15 protein-coding genes are annotated in these 18783 nt (G+C 68.3%); 8 read left to right on the top strand and 7 right to left on the bottom strand.

Features of this window, described 5'->3' with window-relative positions:
• The first annotated feature begins 20 nt into the window (after positions 1-20).
• Positions 21-641 (top strand): TetR/AcrR family transcriptional regulator, encoded by a 621-nt coding sequence (locus ACLJOO_RS23160; RefSeq protein ID WP_410789371.1) that lies wholly within the window; start codon positions 21-23, stop codon positions 639-641.
• Here ACLJOO_RS23160 and ACLJOO_RS23155 read toward each other — a convergent pair.
• Positions 638-1300: a potassium channel family protein gene (locus ACLJOO_RS23155; protein WP_410789370.1), complete on the bottom strand. Its 663-nt coding sequence runs from the start codon at positions 1298-1300 to the stop codon at positions 638-640. The genes ACLJOO_RS23160 and ACLJOO_RS23155 overlap by 4 nt on opposite strands.
• The gene (locus tag ACLJOO_RS23150; RefSeq protein WP_410789368.1) at positions 1297-1872 is read right to left on the bottom strand and encodes an acyl-CoA thioesterase; all 576 of its coding nucleotides are present in this window, start codon (positions 1870-1872) and stop codon (positions 1297-1299) included. The genes ACLJOO_RS23155 and ACLJOO_RS23150 overlap by 4 nt, the downstream gene beginning before the upstream one ends.
• 346 nt (positions 1873-2218) lie before the next feature.
• Here ACLJOO_RS23150 and ACLJOO_RS23145 point away from each other — a divergent pair, with 346 nt between their 5' ends.
• On the top strand, positions 2219-3181 hold the full coding sequence (locus ACLJOO_RS23145) for a hypothetical protein (protein ID WP_410789367.1): 963 nt from the start codon (positions 2219-2221) through the stop codon (positions 3179-3181).
• A gap of 145 nt (positions 3182-3326) precedes the next feature.
• Here the strand turns inward: ACLJOO_RS23145 and ACLJOO_RS23140 are convergent, their stop codons facing one another.
• Positions 3327-3950, bottom strand: coding sequence for a flavin reductase family protein (locus tag ACLJOO_RS23140; RefSeq protein ID WP_410789366.1), 624 nt, complete (start codon positions 3948-3950; stop codon positions 3327-3329).
• A gap of 156 nt (positions 3951-4106) precedes the next feature.
• Here ACLJOO_RS23140 and ACLJOO_RS23135 point away from each other — a divergent pair, with 156 nt between their 5' ends.
• Positions 4107-4988 (top strand): phosphotransferase family protein, encoded by an 882-nt coding sequence (locus ACLJOO_RS23135; protein WP_410789365.1) that lies wholly within the window; start codon positions 4107-4109, stop codon positions 4986-4988.
• 97 nt (positions 4989-5085) lie between these two features.
• Entirely contained in the window at positions 5086-6120 is a 1035-nt protein-coding gene (gene mgrA, locus ACLJOO_RS23130; protein WP_410789364.1) for an L-glyceraldehyde 3-phosphate reductase, read from the top strand.
• On the opposite strand, the gene ACLJOO_RS23125 is transcribed toward mgrA, so the two are convergent.
• On the bottom strand, positions 6089-8194 hold the full coding sequence (locus ACLJOO_RS23125) for a hypothetical protein (RefSeq protein WP_410789363.1): 2106 nt from the start codon (positions 8192-8194) through the stop codon (positions 6089-6091). The two genes, mgrA and ACLJOO_RS23125, sit on opposite strands and share 32 nt — an antisense overlap.
• A gap of 217 nt (positions 8195-8411) precedes the next feature.
• On the opposite strand from ACLJOO_RS23125, the gene ACLJOO_RS23120 reads away from it, so the two are divergent.
• Positions 8412-9065: a hypothetical protein gene (locus ACLJOO_RS23120; RefSeq protein WP_410789362.1), complete on the top strand. Its 654-nt coding sequence runs from the start codon at positions 8412-8414 to the stop codon at positions 9063-9065.
• A gap of 212 nt (positions 9066-9277) precedes the next feature.
• Here the strand turns inward: ACLJOO_RS23120 and ACLJOO_RS23115 are convergent, their stop codons facing one another.
• Together ACLJOO_RS23115 and ACLJOO_RS23110 are read right to left on the bottom strand one after the other, a co-directional pair.
• Positions 9278-10255, bottom strand: a complete 978-nt coding sequence (locus ACLJOO_RS23115) for a TAXI family TRAP transporter solute-binding subunit (protein ID WP_410789361.1) — start codon at positions 10253-10255, stop codon at positions 9278-9280.
• Positions 10252-12273, bottom strand: coding sequence for a TRAP transporter permease (locus ACLJOO_RS23110; RefSeq protein WP_410789360.1), 2022 nt, complete (start codon positions 12271-12273; stop codon positions 10252-10254). Before ACLJOO_RS23110 ends, ACLJOO_RS23115 begins: the two co-directional genes overlap by 4 nt.
• 118 nt (positions 12274-12391) lie before the next feature.
• On the opposite strand from ACLJOO_RS23110, the gene ACLJOO_RS23105 reads away from it, so the two are divergent.
• Positions 12392-13057, top strand: coding sequence for a response regulator transcription factor (locus ACLJOO_RS23105; RefSeq protein WP_012918592.1), 666 nt, complete (start codon positions 12392-12394; stop codon positions 13055-13057).
• A gap of 36 nt (positions 13058-13093) precedes the next feature.
• Positions 13094-14434, top strand: a complete 1341-nt coding sequence (locus ACLJOO_RS23100; protein WP_410789359.1) for a sensor histidine kinase — start codon at positions 13094-13096, stop codon at positions 14432-14434.
• A gap of 6 nt (positions 14435-14440) precedes the next feature.
• On the opposite strand, the gene ACLJOO_RS23095 is transcribed toward ACLJOO_RS23100, so the two are convergent.
• Complete coding sequence (locus tag ACLJOO_RS23095; protein WP_410789358.1) at positions 14441-15535, bottom strand: TAXI family TRAP transporter solute-binding subunit; 1095 nt, start codon at positions 15533-15535, stop codon at positions 14441-14443.
• 200 nt (positions 15536-15735) lie between these two features.
• Between ACLJOO_RS23095 and ACLJOO_RS23090 the strand changes: the two genes are divergently transcribed.
• Positions 15736-18750 carry an alpha-mannosidase gene (locus tag ACLJOO_RS23090; RefSeq protein ID WP_410789357.1) on the top strand — a complete coding sequence of 1005 codons (3015 nt, stop codon included), beginning with the start codon at positions 15736-15738 and terminating at the stop codon, positions 18748-18750.
• Positions 18751-18783 lie beyond the last annotated feature (33 nt).

The raw sequence follows: 18783 nt of genomic DNA, 5'->3' as shown, positions 1-18783 counted from the left end.
CCGGTCGGTATACTATCAGTATGCTCGACCACCAGGTGAGACTGATCGTGAACCGCGAGGTCCGTGCGGCGCCCCGGCTGACCCCGGCCGGCGAGCGCATCCTGGCGGCCGCGTCGACGCTGTTCTACGAGCAGGGGATCCGGACCGTCGGCGTCGATGCGATCGCCGCGGCGGCGGACGTGACGAAGAAGACGCTGTACGACCGGTTCGGGTCGAAGGATCGCCTGATCGCGGCGTACCTGGAGCAGCGGGACCGGACCTGGCACCTCTTCCTGGACGAACAGCTGGCCGCGCGGAATCCGGCCACGCCCGAGGCGGTGATCCTGGTGCTGTTCGCCGCACTGACGGACTGGCTGGCCGGTTCGCGCAACGGGTGCGGATTCATCAACGCGAGCGTCGAGTTGGCCGCGCCGGACCATCCGGCGATGCCGGTGATCGTCGGCCAGAAGCGGTGGATGCGGTCCGAGTTCGAGGCGCAGGCGAAGGCGGCGGGACTCGCGGACGCGGGTGAGCTGGCCGATCGGCTGCTGCTGCTCCACGAGGGCGCGTTGGTCAGTTACCGAGTCGCGGCGATGACCTCGGCGCCGGAGGTCGCGGCCCGGGCGGCCGCCGATCTGCTGGCCGGGTGGCCGCGGGTCTAGGTGTTGCTCCGCTTGGCGATGGTTAGACCGACGAGGCGGGATACGACCATGGCGACGTACCCGAGGCCTGCGAGCTGTTCGAGCATCACGACCGAGCGGCCCCAGGACGTGATCGGGACGATGTCGCTCAGTCCGGTGCTGGACAGTGTGGTGAAGCTCAGGAACAGCAGCTCCATCCAGGTGCGATCGTTGGCTGGGTCAACGGCTGCGGTGAAGCTGCCGGGGACGAGGACCTGGACGAACACGTACAGATAGGCGAAACCCCAAGCCACCAAGGTGAAAGTGGCGCCGGTCGCGAAGAGTTCGTCGACGCTGACGTCGTGGTCGGAGAGCATGTAGCGGAGCAGGCTGTACGCCGCGTAGAAGTAGAAGGCGGCATGCAGCGCGCCGGAGATCGCGACGACCGGTTCGGTCGGGTCGAACGCGTCGAGCAACGACAGCGCCACCGCCGGGATGCCCAGGCAGACGCTGACCCAGGTGAGTCCTGGGGTCGAGCGGACGGAGAAGACCGCGAGCACGAGTACGACGATGCCGAGGATCTCGAACGCGACGCGGCCGGAGCGTGACCCTTCCATCGCGGGATAGACGAGCACGCCGAGCAACTGCACGATCAGCAAAACCGCCGACGGATTCCGCCGAGCACTACCAAAAACCGTCACCGCCCACCCCCCTCAACCGCCGCCTCCTCCTCGTGTGCGGCCTGCGCGTGTGCACCCACCGCGTGTGCAGCTTCCTCGCGGGAGGCGATGATTGCGGTGCGGCGGGCCAGCCGGTGACTTCGGCGGATCTCGGCCTCGCGCAACCGCCTGCGGTCCTCGTCCGTCTCCGGAACCGCCTGCGGAACCTGCCGCGGCTTCCCGTCCCCGTCGACCGCCACGAACACCAGGTACGCCGACGCAACGTGCACCTGCGGACCGACCGCGTCCCACCGATCAGCGGTGATCCGTACGCCGACCTCCATCGAGCTCCGCCCAGTCCAGTTGACCTGCGCGCTGAAGTGCACGACGTCACCGACCCGCACCGGCACCAGGAACACCATCTCGTCCATCGAAGCGGTGACCGCGGGCCCGCCGGAGTGCCGTGCCGCGACCACGCCGGCCACCGAGTCGACCAGCGTCATGATCACACCGCCGTGCACGGTGCCCAGCAGGTTCGTCTCGTTCTGCGCGGTGATGTGCGACAGCGACAGCCGCGTCTCCGAGGTCGGCCGCGACGACGGACTGCTGCTCATACAACTCCTTGGCTCACTCCGGCTGCTTCTGCGGCAGCGTATCCCGCCCACCACCTCCCGCCGCCCACACCGGCGCCGGTGCCCCGCCACGCCCCGACCAAGAAGAACGGTTATCCCCTCGAATGGTGGGTTCTCTGCTCGTACACCAAGGGAGAACCCCCAACACGAGGGGATAACCAGCCTTCTTGTCGCGGTGCTGCGGTGCTGCGGTGCTCCGCCATCCCCTGGCCACCAGCCTGATCCCACCACCTGCATCACGAGATGCCCGCTTGTCCACAGGTTCGGATTGGCGTGCTCGGAGCCGGGCCGATCCTCGTACTTTCTCTGCCGACAAGGAGGACCGACGATGCCCATCGACACCACCAACCATGCCCGAGGCAACAACTCCCCTCACTCCAGCTCTCCCGACCTGGTGCTGCCACCGCTGTCCAGGCGGCAGGCCGATCGGTTCGTGCATCTCGCGTTGCGTACGGCGGCCGACCTCGGTCTCGCCGTCAGCTACCAGGGCGGCGCCGCGCTCGTGCCCACCGACAGATCCGCCGACAACCCGGTGCTCGGACTGAGCAATCTCGCGCGCATCCTCGCCCACTTCGACGAGGAACGCTGGCCGCTGCTCATCGAGGAACACTTCCGCCAACTCCTGGAACAGCTCCGCCAAGGCCCACCGGAACCACCGGACGACCCCGAGCGCGAGCTGATCCAGCGGCTCGTCCCTCGCGACGCGCTGCCGCCCGACTGGACCGCGGACCGCCCCGATTTCCTCCCCGGCCTGATCTCTGTCCCGTCCGCGGAGGCCGACGGCATCGTGACGATGTACCTCGAGCCGGACGACCTGGACCTCACCTGGTCGGACGCCGAACGCTACGGACTCGCCAACCTCCGCCGCCTCGAGGACCAGGTCGAGTATGTCGATCACGACGATCTCCGGATCGCCTTCGTCTCCGGGACCGCCTTCGCGGCCTCCCGCGCGCTCGTCCTCGACACCGTGCTGCGCGAGTCCTTACACGTCGAGCACGCACCCCACGGTGTGCTGGCCGCGGTGCCGGCCCGGGACACGTTGCTGCTCCACGTGATCGAGGGCCTGACCGTCATCCCCGCGCTCGGCGTCCTGCTGAACGTCGCCGCCCGCTGCCACGCCCATGATCCCGGCCCGCTGTCCCCGGACGTCTACCTGGTCACTCCCGACTTCACCTGGCACCTTGCCACGACCGCACTGCCCGACCACACACCCCTGCGGTTGTCCCCCGAACTCGAATCCCTCACCAAGCTCCTCGCAACCCGGGAGGCATCAACTGAGTCCCGGCGATGACAGATGCCTAAAGCAACTACCAGGACCTAGGTCCGGTCTGCTGATCCAGCGCCGTAGCGAGGAGGTGCTCCGTGCGGCGAGGTGCTCCGCGGGCGAGGTGCCGTGCCGAGAGCCCCGCAGGAGGCGATGGATCACCAGACAGGACCTATTCACCAGGAGGTGTGAAATGCCCAGGCCAGTCGGAGTAGCGGATGCGGGAGATCGAGCGGACCTCGCCGATCGTGGACCACTCGTCCTTGCCGAGCCGGGCGAGCGGGCGCAGGCGCCGGACATCGGGGTGGTCTCCTTCCAGCACGGCGGCATCGACCGCGATGTGCCGGACCCGACCGATGACGAGCGTGCAGTCACCCAGTTCGAGGGTGGTGTGCAGCGTGCACTCGATCGCCACCGGCGACTCCGCGACCCGCGGTACGGCGACCGTCCGGGACGGCTCGGTCGTCACCCCGATCGCCTCGAACTCGGAGACCTCCGCGGGGAAGTTCGTCCCGGACGCGTTGACCTGTTCGTAGAGCGGCTCGGCGGCGAAGTTCACCACGAACTCGCCGGTCGCCTCGACGTTGTTCAGGCTGTCCTTGCGCCCCACCGAGGTGAACTGCACCATCGGCGGCTGCACGGACGAGACGGTGAAGAAGGAGTGCGGCGCCAGGTTCAGCACGCCGTCGGCCGATCGGCTCGACACCCACGCGATCGGGCGCGGCACGACCACCGAGTTCAGCAGCGCATAGAACTCCCGCCGCCCGACGGTCTCCGGATTCACATCGACACGCACGCCCGCAGTACATCAAACTCGGTGGATGCCGCCGTACCCCGCCTCGCGGATCCGGGCGGCGGTTCGCGCGGACGCGGCCAGCGAGACGAAGTGCGGTCGCGGGCATTCAGGACGGGGCCCACGCCGTCCGGCCCGACGAGACGACGGAGATGTGGATTGGTTGCGGAGCCCGACTTCCTGGAGCAGGTGGCTGCGGTGGCGCGGCGTCACGGCGTCGACCCCGGTGAGCTGAAGGAGGTCGCCGGCGGAGTGGCCAACCGGGGCTTCGTACTCGGGGACGAACTGTTCCTGCGGGTGTGCCGACCTGGATACGAGGCCGACCTACTGAAGGAGACGCACGTCGTGCCGGCCGCTCGGTCCGTCGGGGTGCTGACACCCGCGATCGTCGAGTACGACGACAGCGGCCACCTGATCGCCGCGCCCTACGTCGTGATGGAGCGAGTCCACGGCACCGAACCCACCAACCTCCCCACCGGCCTCGCCAACCAACTAGCCCGCCTCCACCAACTCGAGCGGACGCTGGACCTGTCGGGGGTGGGTGAGGATGGGTGGGGGGATCCGTGGCGGACTCTCGACGAGCTTGCTGATCGGGGGTATCTCGATCCGGGGACGGCGAGCTGGCTGACTGGGTGGTTCACGCGGTTGGCGGAGCGTATCGACGGGAGTGGGGCGAAGGTGCTGATCCACGGGGATGTTGCCGCGCACAACCTTCTCGCCGGGCCGGAGGGGGAGCTCCGCGCGCTCATCGACTGGGGTGACGCGGCCTGGGCGCCACGGGCCATGGACTTCGCCAAGCTCCCCCTGACCCAGGTCGCCGTGCTGCTTCCGGACTACCTCCGGCACTCCCAGTCACCAGAGTCCGAGGAGGAGCTCGCCGCGGCCGTCCTCTGGTTCCACCTGTCCTGGGGTCTCGCCAAACTCCCCGCCGCCCCTTGGCCGGGCCAACGGCACTGGACCGCTCCCACCACCAGCCGCATGCTCAACATCCTGCACTTCTTCACCACCGCCCCACCGCAGCCCTGGTCCGATCTGACCTAGCGATCAAGAAGGCGGGGTTCTTGATGTCAGTGATGGGGTTTCTGCTTGAAAACAAGGGGGTTTGCACTTGTTGTGACATGAGGCAGACTGGGGTTCCGTGACTGACTACGAGGCGGCTGCGAGCCGGTACGACGATCAGATGACCTACCGGCGCACGGGCCGGAGTGGACTGCAACTCCCGGCGATCTCGCTCGGGCTGTGGCACAACTTCGGCGACGACAAGCCGTTCGCGACGCAGCGGGACATCCTGCGGCGGGCGTTCGACCTCGGCGTCACGCACTTCGACCTGGCGAACAACTACGGCCCGCCGTACGGGTCGGCCGAGACGAACTTCGGGACGCACTTCGCGCGGGACTTCAAGCGGTACCGCGACGAGCTGATCATCTCGACCAAGGCCGGCTACGACATGTGGCCGGGGCCGTACGGCCAGGGCGGCGGCTCGCGGAAGTACCTGCTCGCCTCGCTCGACCAGTCGCTGAGCCGGATGGGCCTGGACTACGTCGACATCTTCTACTCGCACCGGTTCGACCCGGACACGCCACTCGAGGAGACGATGGGCGCGCTCGACGCGGCGGTCCGCTCGGGCAAGGCGCTGTACGCCGGCATCTCGTCGTACTCGGCGGACCGGACCCGGGAGGCGGCGCGGATCCTGCAGGAACTCGGTACGCCGCTGCTCATCCACCAGCCGTCGTACTCGATGCTGAACCGGTGGATCGAGGAGGACCTGCTGGACGCGGTGGGTGAGCTCGGGGTCGGGGTGATCGCGTTCTCGCCGCTGGCGCAGGGCGTGCTCACGGACCGGTACCTGGGCGGCATCCCGTCCGACTCGCGCGCGGCGCAGGGCAAGTCGCTCAACCCGGACTCGCTCACCGAGGACACGCTCAAGCACGTTCGCGCGCTGAGCGAGATCGCGAAGGAGCGCGGTCAGTCCGTCGCCCAGCTCGCGCTCGCCTGGACCCTCCGCGACGACCGCGTGACCAGCGCGCTGATCGGCGCCTCCAGCGTCGGGCAGCTCGAGGACAACCTCGCCACGGTCCGCAACCTCACGTTCAGCCAGGAAGAGCTCGACGCCATCGACAAGGACGCCGTCGAGGCCGGCATCAACCTCTGGAAGAGGAGCTCCGACGCCTGAGCCGTCGGAGCAGCACCATCCCCAGTACTGCCACCAGCACGGCCGCGGCACCAAGACCGGCTGGACGCCAGTATGACGTTTTCGCGCCCGTGGCAGCTTTGGTTGCCACGGGCGGTTCGTTGGCCGTCGCCGAAGGTGTGGCAGCCGCAGCCTGAACCGCAGTCAGGGTCACGTCATTGCCGTCGCCACCTCGGTAGGTGACGGCGTACCTCTTCCCGTCCACCGTCACCTCAGTGCCTTCGCCCAATCCGGCGAAGGCACCGGTCACAGGGTCCGAGCCGGCGTTGTCGATCAGAGTGATCTGGGAGCCCTCCGAACCCGCACCAACCCCCGCCCTGGCCAGCTGCAGGGTCCCGGCAAGTGACACCGCGCCGGCGACCTTCACTGGCTTCCCACCGGCGATCAACCGACCACCTGAGCTCTGCGCGAAGTCCCCACTCACGGTGAACGAACCACCGAGCACGCCGGTGTTCACCAGCTTGCCGCCCTGGAAATCACCTGCGAGCGTCGACTTTCCTGCCAGCGTCACGACCGCCCGCCTACCGGACGAAATCGCCGTACCGGCGACCGTTGTGAGATTGCGGAGCGTCTGGTCTCCGGCTGTGGTCAGGTCCAGCCGTGCGCCGGCGCGGGTGAGAGCGACAGCGCCGCTCGTGTGCAAGGTCCCGGCGGTCAGAACCAGAGTGCCTCGGGAGATCGTGGTCGTGCCTGTGTAGGTCAGGTGCCCAGTCAACCGAGTCGTGGCAGCGCCGGCCTGGGTGAATGAACCGCTTCCGCTGATCTTCGACAGTGAGATCGTCTCCCGGGAATTCCGCATGATCAGCGAACCGTCGTTGACGACCTTGAACAGCTCTGCCTTGGTCAGCAGGCTTCCGTCGCCCTGCGCACCACCGAGCCGCAGCACGGCGCCGCGTTCGATCGTCGTCGAGCCGTTGTAGTACTGGTCCGCCGCGAAGGTCACATCGTTGCCCGGCACACCCTTGATGACGATGTCGCCCGCGCCGGGCGCCTTGAGCGTGTCGTGGAAGACACCACCGCCGATCGGCGCACCCAGCGTCACCGGGCCGTTGTAGGCGAAGGTGAGCTTCGACCGGGACCGTGCCGCCAGCAGGTTGATGTAGACCGTGTCCGCCGTACCCGGCATGAAGATCTGATGAGTCGTGCCGTCGCCCCATTGCACGTTGGCGCCCTTGATGTTGGTCCCGCGCTTGTTGCGATCGTGCGGGATCTTCCGCCAGTTGAGCGCCGGGGCGCTCAGCGACGGGTTGGTGTCACCGCCCCGGTCGGAGTAGCTGTACTGACCGACGAGCACAACCTTGCTCCCTGGACGCGACTGCACGTTGATGTCGCTGCCGTACTCACGCTGGTAGAACTTCTGCCGCAGTACGACGGTCTGGTCCAACGGCGTGTCGATCGTCCAGGTCCCCTGGTTGAGGATCGCGCGTGCGTTGGGCAGTGCGACCGCGGATTCAGGCTTCCCGGCGGCCGTCCCTGTCCCGTTGTCGATCACTCCCGAGAACGGCTGAGTGCCGGCGAGATCGAGCGTGCCCCACAGGAAGCGGGGCTGGGTGACCAGGCCGGAGCCGCTGATCGTGCCGAGGTTGAAGGTTCGGGTCAGCGAGAGCCGGAGAGTGCCGTTCACTTCGATGTTGTCCTGGTTGAGCTGGTAGCCGGGCGTGTTGTACGGGAACCGCCCGATCAGCCCGGCGCCGCCGCCGTTCCCGTACTGAAGGGTGGCACCGCGATCGACGATCACCGACGGTGGATCCGGGGTGCGGACGACGACGTACGGGTGGTTGCCGCCCAGGATGCTGACGCTCTGCCGCTGACGAGTCCTGGGCAGCGTGAAGTCGCTGTCCTTGGTGAGTACGAGGGTGCCGCGTCCGGTGATGCGCAGAGTGCCCTCGCCGCTGATCACTCCGTCGTACGTCGTCGTCCCGGGCGGAAGGGTGACGACGGCGTCGCCGCTGAGCGTGACGTTGCGTCCGGCGAGGATGTCGGGCGTGATGTCACCGGCCGACGCGGCGGATCCGGGGTACAGGAGTGTGGCAAGCAGGAGCGGGGTCGCGAGCACCGGGTCAACCTACGCGAACCGGGACCTGGTGCGGAGCGATTCAGCATGTTCGTCTCAGCTCGCCGAACGGTTCGACCACACCGGTTGCGCCGACGCGGCGGCGCCCGGCGCGGTGGCTCACGGATCGCGGACGGAGTGGTTACGGAGCGGGTTGGGACGGTTGCGGTTTGGGTGGGATGGGCACACGCTGGAAGGAGACCTCCTGGAGGTGGTTGCCATGACCGCTTCGACGCTCGAAATGGCCCTGACCTACGAACATGCACGGATTCGGGAGCTGGCCGAGCCGGCTCACCATCCGGACGCTGCGCACCCTGAGCACCGGCATCAGACCGACTGGTTCTACGCGATCGCGGCCCAGCATCTGGCCGCGGCCGAGGACGTGCTCCTCCCACACGTCAGCCGACTCCCCGACGGGGATGACCTGGTGACCAGGTACGTCGGCAACGCGAAGGAACTGGAACGCTCGCTGCGCTTCCTGAAAGGACGGCAGTACGGCGACAGCCGGTTCGTGCATCTCGACCACCACGATCTGTGGCAGCAGATCGACCGGCTGCTCGACGAGCACGAGACCATCGAGGCGACGTACAGCCGGCAGATCTCCGAGCAGCTCGACGGCCCGGACCTGAACACGCTGACCGAGGACCTGTTGGAGGCGGAGGAGGTCGCGCCGACAAGGGCGCACCCGGTCTCTCCGCACACCGGTACGGCGGGCCGGCTGGCGCACAGGATGTGGCGGATGGCCGACACCGCCTGGGACAGCGCCGAGGGACGCGTCGTACCGATCAAGTACCACGCGCACCCGAAGCGCGACTCCGCGCTCTCCCACTACCTGTACGGAACGCCCATGCCGCACGAGGAGGAGAACAAATAGACCCGGCCCCGGCGGATGCCTCCGCCGAGACCGGGCCCGGTCTGCCGGCTCTCACTGCGCCTGGTTGTGGGAGCCGGCTTGCGGGTCCCGTCGCCGCTGCGCCTGGTGTGCGGATCCGGGGCCCTGCGTCCTCCCCCGCTGCGCCTGGTGTGCGGGGGAGGACGGTCTGTGTGCGCCTGGGTGCCGAACAGGTACCGGTACCCAGACCCGTGCTATTTCAGACCGTCGATCGCCTTCTTCGCGCCGGGGTGCAGGGGCACCGGGTCGGTCTTCTCGGCGTTCTCCAGCTTGATGCCCTTGGCGGCCGCGTTCACCGCGACCAGCGCATCCATGTTGTCGTAGACAACCTTCGTGAGCTGCTCCGCGAGCTCGTCCTTCATGTCTTTGCGGACCAGCAGCACGTTCGGCACGATGATCGTCGCCACGTCGGCCGGCTGCTTGTACGTCGCCGCCGGGATCGGCGCCTGCGAGTAGACCGAGCCGTACTTCTCCTGCATCTTCGGCAGCAGGTCCGCGATCGGCAAGAGCTTGACACCCTTGCCCAGGCTGGTGAACAGGTCGGTGATGCCGCCGGTCGGCAGCCCGCCGGACCAGACCAGAGCGTCGATCGACCCGGACTTCATCGCGTCCACCGACTCCGGCAGCCCGAGCCGCTGGGCGGTCACGTCGCTGGCCGGGTCGAGCCCTGCTGCCTCGATCAGCCGGCGCGCGATCACCTCGGTGCCGGAGTTCGGCGAACCGGTGGAGACCCGCTTGCCCTTCAGGTCCGCGATCGAGTTGATGTTGGCTGACGTCCGTACGGCGACCTGCGTGTAGTTGTTGTACAACCGGGTGAGCGCGACCACGTCCTGCTTGGTCTTGAAGCTGTTCACGCCGTTCACGGCGTCCGCCGCCGAGTCACCGAGCGAGAAGGCGATGTCGTAGTTCCCGCCGACCAGGCCCTGGATGTTCTGCACCGAGGCGCCGGTCTCACTGGCCGTTGCCCGGTAGCCGGACATCTTCTCCGAGATGACCGAGGCCAGCGCACCACCGAGCTGGTAGTACACCCCCGTCGTGTTGCCGGTGGCAATCGTCAGCCGACCGCCGGATTCCGATCCGGAGCTGGACGGTTCCCGCTGGCCGCCACAGGCAGCGAGCGAGACGAGGGCAACGAGCGCCACCGCGGCGGTGGGGAGGCGACGGAGTCTCATACGGTTCCTTCCGCGGAAGAGGCCAGGCGTTGCCGCCGGACCAGATTGATGACGACGGCAACAAGTAGCAAACAGATTCCGGCGGTGATGGTTACGGGAGCGAGATAGAGCAGCAGGGCGGCGGCCGGTACGCAGACCGCCCGCTCGAGCCAGGTCGCCCGGACGAACACCCAGCCGCCGGTGACCACGGCGAGCGCGGCCACGGCCAGCATCGACACCACCGTGGTCCACACCATGCCGACGAACGATCCCTGACCGAGCAGGTGCGCGCCGTTGTCGGTGAGTACGAACGCGAACGGCACCAGGAACGCCGGCAGCGTGTACTTCCACGCCTGCCACATCGTCGGCATCACCTTGCCGCCGGTGATCGCGGAGGTCGCCACCGCGGCCAGCGCGGTCGGCGGCGACACCTCCGACAGGACGGCGTAGTAGAAGATGAACATGTACGCCTCGGGCCGGGTCACGCCGAGGTTGATCAGGGCCGGCGCGATGATCACCGCCGCGATGATGAACGACGCGGTCACCGGCACCGCCAGCCCGAGGATCAGGACGGCGAACCCGGACAGCACCACGGTCAGGATCAGCACGACCGTGTGGTTGTCGGTCAGCCCGCGCGCCGCGTCGACGATGATCTCCGCGAGGTTCAGGCCGAGACCGGTCTGCGTGGTGACCGCGACGATCACGCCCGCGGTCGCGCAGGTCGCCGCCACCGGCAGCACCGAACGGGTGCCCTGGGCAAGCGCCTTGAACAACGGCTTCCCGGTCAGCCGGTGCTCACGGTCGAGGAACGACAACCCGAACTGGATGATCACCGCGTAGACCACGGCCTTGAACGGCGGTACGTCGACCGCCATGAAACCGATGATCACGAACAACGACAGGAAGTGGTACCCGAACCGCAGCAGCAACCGCCACGCGGAGTCCTCGGACACGACAGCCGACGTCGTCCCGTGCTTGCGGGCGTCGATCTCGATCGCGAGCAGGATGCCCAGGTAGTACAGCAGCGTCGGGATCACGGCGAACCCGAGGACTTTCAGGTACGAGACCTGCAGGAACTCCGCGATGATGAACGCGGCCGCGCCGAGGGTGGGCGGCGACAGGATCGCGCCGATCCCTGACGCGGCGAGCATTCCGCCTGCCGGTTCGGCCGGGTACCCGGCCCGGCGCAGGATCGGCCACGACACGGTGCCGAGCGACACCGCGGTCGCCGTACCCGAACCCGACACGCTGCCGAGCAGGAAGCCCGCCAGCGTGACCGTGCGGCCGGGCGCCGTCCGGCTGCGTTTGAAGGCGGCGAACGACAGGTCGATGAAGAACTTGCCCGCACCCGAGTAGTCGAGCACCGCGCCGTAGATGGTGAAGAGCACGATGTACGACGCCGCGACCGTCAACGGCGTCCCGTAGAACCCCGCCGTACCCATCGTGAACTGCGCGATGATCGCGTCGAAGTTGAAGCCCTTGTGCGCGAGCAACCAGGTCTGGGGCAGGAACCCGCCGTAGTACGAGTAAGCGATGAACACCAGGCAGAACACCGGAAGCACCCAGCCGGTCGTACGACGGCACGCTTCGAGCAACAGGATCAGCAGTACAGCCCCTACCGCTACGTCCAGCGCAGAAGGAGCCTGTCGGCGCTCCAGGTACCCGTCGAAGTCGAAGAGCGGGTAGACGCACACCGCCAGCGCGACGAGGGCGAGGATCCAGTCCGCCACGCCCGGGTCGTCGTGTGACCGCGCCTGCGCCTTGAACGGATTCATGAACGCAGGCACCCGAAAACCGCGGTAACACAGCAACGTGATCGGCAGAACCGCTGCGAGAAAGATCACCAAGTAGAACTGCGTGCCCTGTGGTAATGGGAAGAACACCTGTGCAAGCACACCGACGCTGATGATTGCGCACCAGACCGAAACCACCCGATCCAGGGCAGGCTGAAGCCGCCGAGCGGGCCGTTCCTGCTCGTACTCGGCCAGTTCTTCTTCAGAGGGCACGGTTACGCCACCCCCGCCAGCACCGACAGTCATCGACCGGTTCCCTCCTGTGTCCGGAAGGCTAATGTTGCCGAACACTGCGTGGAGTCGTGTGATTACGTCTTTACCAAGATCTGACACATCTACCCGTGACCTGGCCTACGATCACCGCATGAGTGGCGCGGTCCGGATTCTGCTGGTCGAGGACGATCTCGATATCGCCAATGCCCTGATACCCGCCTTGCGGCGTTATGGCCTGATGGTCACGCACGTCCGCACGGCCGCGGACGCCCTGGCAGCGGACCCCGGCGACCTGGTCCTGCTGGACCTCGGGTTGCCGGACGGGGACGGCATCAACGTGTGCCGGCAGATCCGGACGGTGTCCGATGTGCCGGTGATCGCGGTGACCGCGCGCGGCGAGGCGGCCGACCGGGTGCGGGGACTGCGCAGCGGCGCCGACGACTACGTGGTGAAACCGTTCGCGATTTCCGAGCTGCTGGCCCGCATCGATGCTGTACTTCGTCGTACCGGCCTCTTGCAGCCCCGCCCCCGGGTGACCGTCGGCGACCTGACCGTGGACATCGAGGCCCGGACGGTTCAGGTGGCGGACAAGCCCATCAGTCTGACCCGCAAGGAGTTCGACGTGCTCGCAGTGCTGGCCGCTCACCACGGCCGGGTGGTTCCCCGGGAACAGGTCGCGCTGTACGCCTGGCAGTCGGTCTTCGAGGCGTCGTCGCGCACCATGGACGTGCACGTCGCCAGCCTGCGCGCCAAGCTCGGCCGGCCCGAACTGGTGCAGACCATCCGCGGCGTCGGCTACCGCCTGGGTTCGGACTGACCGTTGCGCCGTCGATTACTGCAGTCCCTCGTCCCGATGGTCGTCGCGCTGGCGATCGTCGCTGTGATCCCGCTGGCGAACTTCATCGCCACGAGCAACTCGCGCACGCTCTTCCTGTCCCGCAGCAACGACGCGGACTGGTTCGCCGCGATGGCCGAGTCGCCGCTGCAGACCGGCGACATCGCGAACCTGCGTGAGCTCGCGGTCCGGTACCAGGAGCTCTACAACACCCCGGTCTTCGTCGTCGACGTCGACTCCCGCGTCGTCGCCACGTCGGTGTCCGGTGTGGACGTGAAGGAAGAGGACATCGCGACCGCCCTGCACAGCACGCTGGCCGGCCGTCTCCCACCCGAGCCGCCGGCGCTGTGGCCGTGGGCCTCCGGCGAGATGATCGTGTCCCGCCCGGTCGTCAACAACGGCAGCGTGCTCGGCGCCGCCGTACTGCGGGTGCCGACGGACAATGCCCGTGACCAGGTGCAGCGCGGCCTGCTGCTGCTCCTCGGCGGCCTGCTGATCAGCATCGGCGCGATCATCATCGGTATCGTCCGGCCGATCACCCGCTGGGTGCTGCGGCCGCTGCAGGACCTCGACAACGCCACTCACCAGATCACCCGCGGCGCGCTCGACACCAGAGTCTCGACCGACGGTCGGGCACCGGAGCTCCGCCGGCTGGGCGACAGCTTCAACTCGATGGCGCTGAGCCTGCACCAGGCCCGGCAGCGTGAGCGCGAGTTCGTCGCCGACGCGTCGCACCAGCTGCGGACGCCGCTGACCTCGGCCCGGATCCACATCGAGGGCCTGTCCCGGCTGTCGCCGACCGCGCGGTTCGCGCTCAGCGACATCGACCGGCTCGGCCGGATCGTCCAGCGGCTGTCCCGGTTGGCCGGCTCCGACCGTCCGTCGGCCGATGCCGAGGGCAACGAAGAGCCGCTGGACCTGGCCCAGGCGGTGAAGGAGCGGCTGGTCGGCTGGAAGGCCGTGTACTCCGCAGACGACCTGGAGCTGATCATCGGCGAGATGGTCCCGGGCGGGGTCGCGCCGGAGCTCGAGGTCGACGACATCCTCGACGTACTGCTCGACAACGCGTCCAAGTACGGCGCGCCGCCGGTGGAGGTCTCGGTCACCCGGGACGGCACCGAAGTGGTGATGTCGGTGCGCGACCACGGTCTCGGACTCGGTTCCCGGGACCTGAAGAAGGTCGGCGAGCGGTTCTGGCGCAGCGCGCACCACCGGGAGATGCCGGGGACCGGTCTCGGCCTGGCGATCGTGCGCTCCGAGGCCGCCCGGGTCGGCGGCCGCGTGGTCGCCCGGCCGCCGATCGGCGGCGGCCTCGTGATCGAGGTCCGGGTTCCCCTGATCGACGACTACGACGTCTAAGCGTTCTCAGATGTGATTCTGGCGGTACCAGCGTTCGGCCGCCGGATGCAGCGGGACCGGCATGGTGGCGATCGCCGAGCGGGGGTCGAGCGCGCCGGCTTCGGGGTGCTTGGGGATCAGGTCGTTCTGCCGGCGGAACAGGGTGTTCACCGTCCACCACGCCCAGGAGTCGGACAGGTTCGGCTTCGCGATCAGGAGGTTGGGGACCGCCAGCGTCGGCACCGAGCTGGCCAGCCCGTATTGCGACGGCGGGATCGCGGACACCAGGAAGCCGCCGAACTCCTTCAGCGCGATCGCCTGCGCGACCCCGCCGATGTCGAGCAGCCGGAACCCGATGGACTTCTGCAGGGCGGCAATCGGATCGGTCGGGACACCACCGCTCCAGATGAACGCGTCGATCGAACCCTTGGTGGCGGTGCCGCGGGGTTGCACCGCGGCGGCCATCTGTTCGAGCGACAGGTTCTTCCGGATCACGTCGACCTTGGCCGGGTCCAGGTCCGGGTTCTTCTGGATCAGGTCGGCCTTGGCCTTGTTCAGGATCATGTTCGCGACGATCTCGGTCCCGGAGTCCTTCGGGCCGACGCCGACGACCATCTTCCGGTTCGGGTCGTCCTTGCTCGGGAACAGGTCGTCGAGCTTCGACGCCTTCGACGCCATCGGTACGACGACGTGGACGTAGTTGTCGTACACGCGGGCGAGCGCAAAGAACCGCAGCGAGGCGCTGCTGAACTCGCCGGTGCCTTCGTACGCCGCGAGCGCGGAGTCCGACGTACAGAATCCGAGGTCGGCCTTGCGGCCGGCGACCTTGTACAGGTTGTCCACCGAACCGTCGCTGACGACCGGCTTCAGCTCCATGCCGGTGACTTCGCTGACCAGTGCGCTGAGCGCCGTACCGAACTTGTTGTAGACGCCGTTCAGGTTCCCGGTCGAGAACACCCCGGCCGCCGACGGCGCCGGCTCGTCCGCGCGGCCGCGCGAGCAGCCGGGCAGCAGCAGTCCGGACGCGGCGGCGGCACCGAGTCCGAGCACGCTGCGCCGCGTCATCCCGGACGGTCTCGTCCCAGTCGGCCGGGCAGGGGGCAGCAGGCGGGGGCGTTCCATGCAGACAACCTAGACAACAATGAGGCCTCGGGGGTAGCCGTGTCGGCGCCCCGCAACCCAACCGCTACGCACAGACATTCCCCACAGATTCCACACAGCGAGAGACAAACTCAGTCTGGACGCGGCCGGGGTCGGTGTGACAGCGTTGTCATCCGCGGCCTGCTCGGCCGCGTGAGGATCCTTTCCCGGAGGCTGATTTCGTGCACGACGACCGTCAACTCATCGAGGAGCGGCTGCAGCGCGCCCTGCGGGAGCGGCTCCGCCCCGCGATCTACGGCGCGGCGGTCCCGCTGGACATCGAGGTGTGGCACGCACCTGGTGAGCCCGTGTCACCCGCCGAGGCGCTGGCGCAGACCTACGAGAAGGCCGAGATCGGCCTGCCGTGGGGTCCCGCCTGGGGCACCGCGTGGTTCAAGTTCAGCGGCCAGGTGCCGGCCGAGTGGGCCGGCAGCGAGATCGAGGCGGTCATCGACCTCGGCTTCAGCGGCGGCCCCGGCTTCTCCGCGGAGGGCCTGGTGCACACGACCTCCGGCCGGCCGCTGAAGGGTCTGCACCCGCGGCAGACCTACGCGCCGCTGTCGATCCTCGGCCCGGACGGTACGGCGGCATCGCCCGGCGACCGGATCGAGTTCTACGTCGAGGGCGCCGCGAACCCGGAGATCCCGCTCGACAACGCCTACGCGAAGGTCGACATCGGCGCCAAGCTCGGTGAGACGCCGATCTACCAGCTGACCCGCGCCGACCTGGCCGTGTTCAACGCCGAGGTGTGGGACCTGATCCTGGACCTCGAGGCGCTCGACAGCCTGCAGCGCGAGCTGTCGCTGCAGGACCCGCGCCGCAAGGAGATCCTGCGGGCGCTCAGCCGTTCGCTGGACGCGCTCGACTACGAGAACGTGGCCGGCACCGCCGCGGACGCCCGCGCCCAGCTCACCGAGGTACTGAGCCGGCCGGCGCACGCGAGCGCGCACCAGCTGTCCGCGGTCGGGCACGCGCACATCGACTCCGCCTGGCTCTGGCCGCTCCGGGAGACCCGCCGCAAGGTGGCCCGGACCGTGTCCAACGTTGCCACCCTGGCCGAGGAGTACCCGGAGCTGGTCTTCGCGTTCTCGCAGGCCCAGCAGCACGCCTGGGTGAAGGACAACTACCCGGAGGTCTGGGAGCGGCTGAAGAAGGCCGTCGCCGAGGGCACCATCGTTCCGGTCGGCGGCATGTGGGTCGAGTCCGACACCAACCTGCCCGGCAGCGAGGCGCTGGCGCGGCAGTTCGTGCACGGCAAGCGGTTCTTCCTGGACGAGTACGGCATCGACACCCAGGAGGTCTGGCTGCCGGACTCGTTCGGCTACACCGCGGCCCTGCCGCAGCTGGTGAAGCTGTCCGGTTCGAAGTGGTTCCTGACCCAGAAGATCTCCTGGAACAAGGAGAACAAGTTCCCGCACCACACCTTCTGGTGGGAGGGCCTCGACGGGACCCGGGTGTTCACTCACTTCCCGCCGATCGACACGTACAACTCCGACCTGTCCGGTCGCGAGCTCGCGCACGCGCAGCGGAATTTCCAGGAGAACGGCGCCGCGACCCGGTCGCTGGTTCCGTTCGGGTACGGCGACGGCGGTGGCGGCCCCACCCGTGAGTTCGTCGCGACCGCCCGCCGGGTGGCGAACCTGGAGGCCTCGCCTCGCGTGACGATCGAGTCACCGACGGAGTTCTTCGCCGCCGCCGAGGACGAGTACCGCGAGCACGCGCCGGTGTGGTCGGGTGAGCTCTACCTGGAGATCCACCGGGCGACGTACACCTCGCAGGCGAAGACCAAGCAGGGCAACCGGCGGAGCGAGCACCTGCTCCGCGAGGCCGAGCTGTGGAGCGCGGCGGCCGTCGTCGCGGGCAAGCTCGACGCGTACCCGTACGAGGACCTCGACCGGCTGTGGAAGGTCGCGCTGCTGCACCAGTTCCACGACATCCTGCCGGGCTCCTCGATCTCGTGGGTGCACCGCGAGGCGGAGGCGACGTACGCCCGGGTCGCCGAGGAGCTGAACGCGATCATCGCCAAGGCACAGCAGGCGCTGGCCGGCTCCGGTGACGCGCAGATCGTCTTCAACGCGGCGCCGCACACGCGCAACGGTGTCGCCGGGCTGGGTGCGGGTGTCGCGGCCGTCGAAGGCCAGGCCGTCACGGTCGACAACGGCGTACTGGACAACGGGCTGATCCGGGTCACCGTCGACGAGCGCGGCCTGATCACCTCGCTGTACGACGTCGACGCGCAGCGCGAGGTCATCGCGCCAGGTACCGTGGGCAACCTTCTGCAGCTGCACGTGGACACCCCGAACCACTGGGACGCGTGGGACGTCGACTCGTTCTACAAGAACAACGTCCGGGACGTCACCGAGGTCGACAACGTGGACTTCTCGGTTGTCGACGGTGTCGCGACCGTCGTGGTGAAGCGGTCCTTCAACCGGTCCACGGTGACCCAGACGCTGCGGGTCCGCCCGGGGACGAAGCGGGTCGACATCGAGACCGAGATGGACTGGCACGAGGCGGAGAAGTTCCTCAAGGCGGCGTACCCGGTCGACGTGCACGCGGACCGGTCGGCGTCCGAGACGCAGTTCGGGCACATCTTCCGGCCGACCCACCAGAACACCTCGTGGGACGCGGCGAAGTTCGAGATCGCGGCGCACCGCTGGGTGCACGTCGGCGAGCCGGGGTACGGCGTTGCCGTGGTCAACGACTCGACGTACGGCCACGACATCAACCGGACCGCGCGGGAGGACGGCGGTACGACGACCACCATCCGCACCTCGCTGATCCGGGCGCCGCGGTTCCCCGACCCGCTGACCGACCAGGGCGTGCACACCGTGAACCACGCGCTGGTGGTCGGCGCCGGGATCCCGGAGGCGATCGAGGAGGGCTACCGGATCAACCTGCCGGAGCGCGTCGTCAGCGGCGCCGCGGGCGTCGAGCCGATCGTTGCCGTTGACAACGACAACGTGATCGTCGAGGCGCTCAAGCTGGCCGACGACGAGTCCGGCGACGTGGTCGTCCGGCTGTACGAGTCCAGCGGCGGCCGGTCTCGCGCCACCGTCACGCCGTCCTTCGCGGCGGCGTCGGTGACCGAGGTCGACCTGCTCGAGCGCCACCTGGCGGACCGGGACCTGCAGGACAACGGAGTCACCTTCGAACTCCGCCCCTTCCAGATCCTCACCCTCCGCTTCAGGCGCTCCTGACCTACCCCTCCCGAAGGCCCGCCCAATCCCCCC

The organism is Kribbella sp. C-35 (assembly GCF_046549195.1).
Classification (GTDB): domain Bacteria; phylum Actinomycetota; class Actinomycetes; order Propionibacteriales; family Kribbellaceae; genus Kribbella.
Note: the sequence above shows the minus strand (reverse complement) of the source record. Positions and strands in the feature narration are given on the sequence as shown.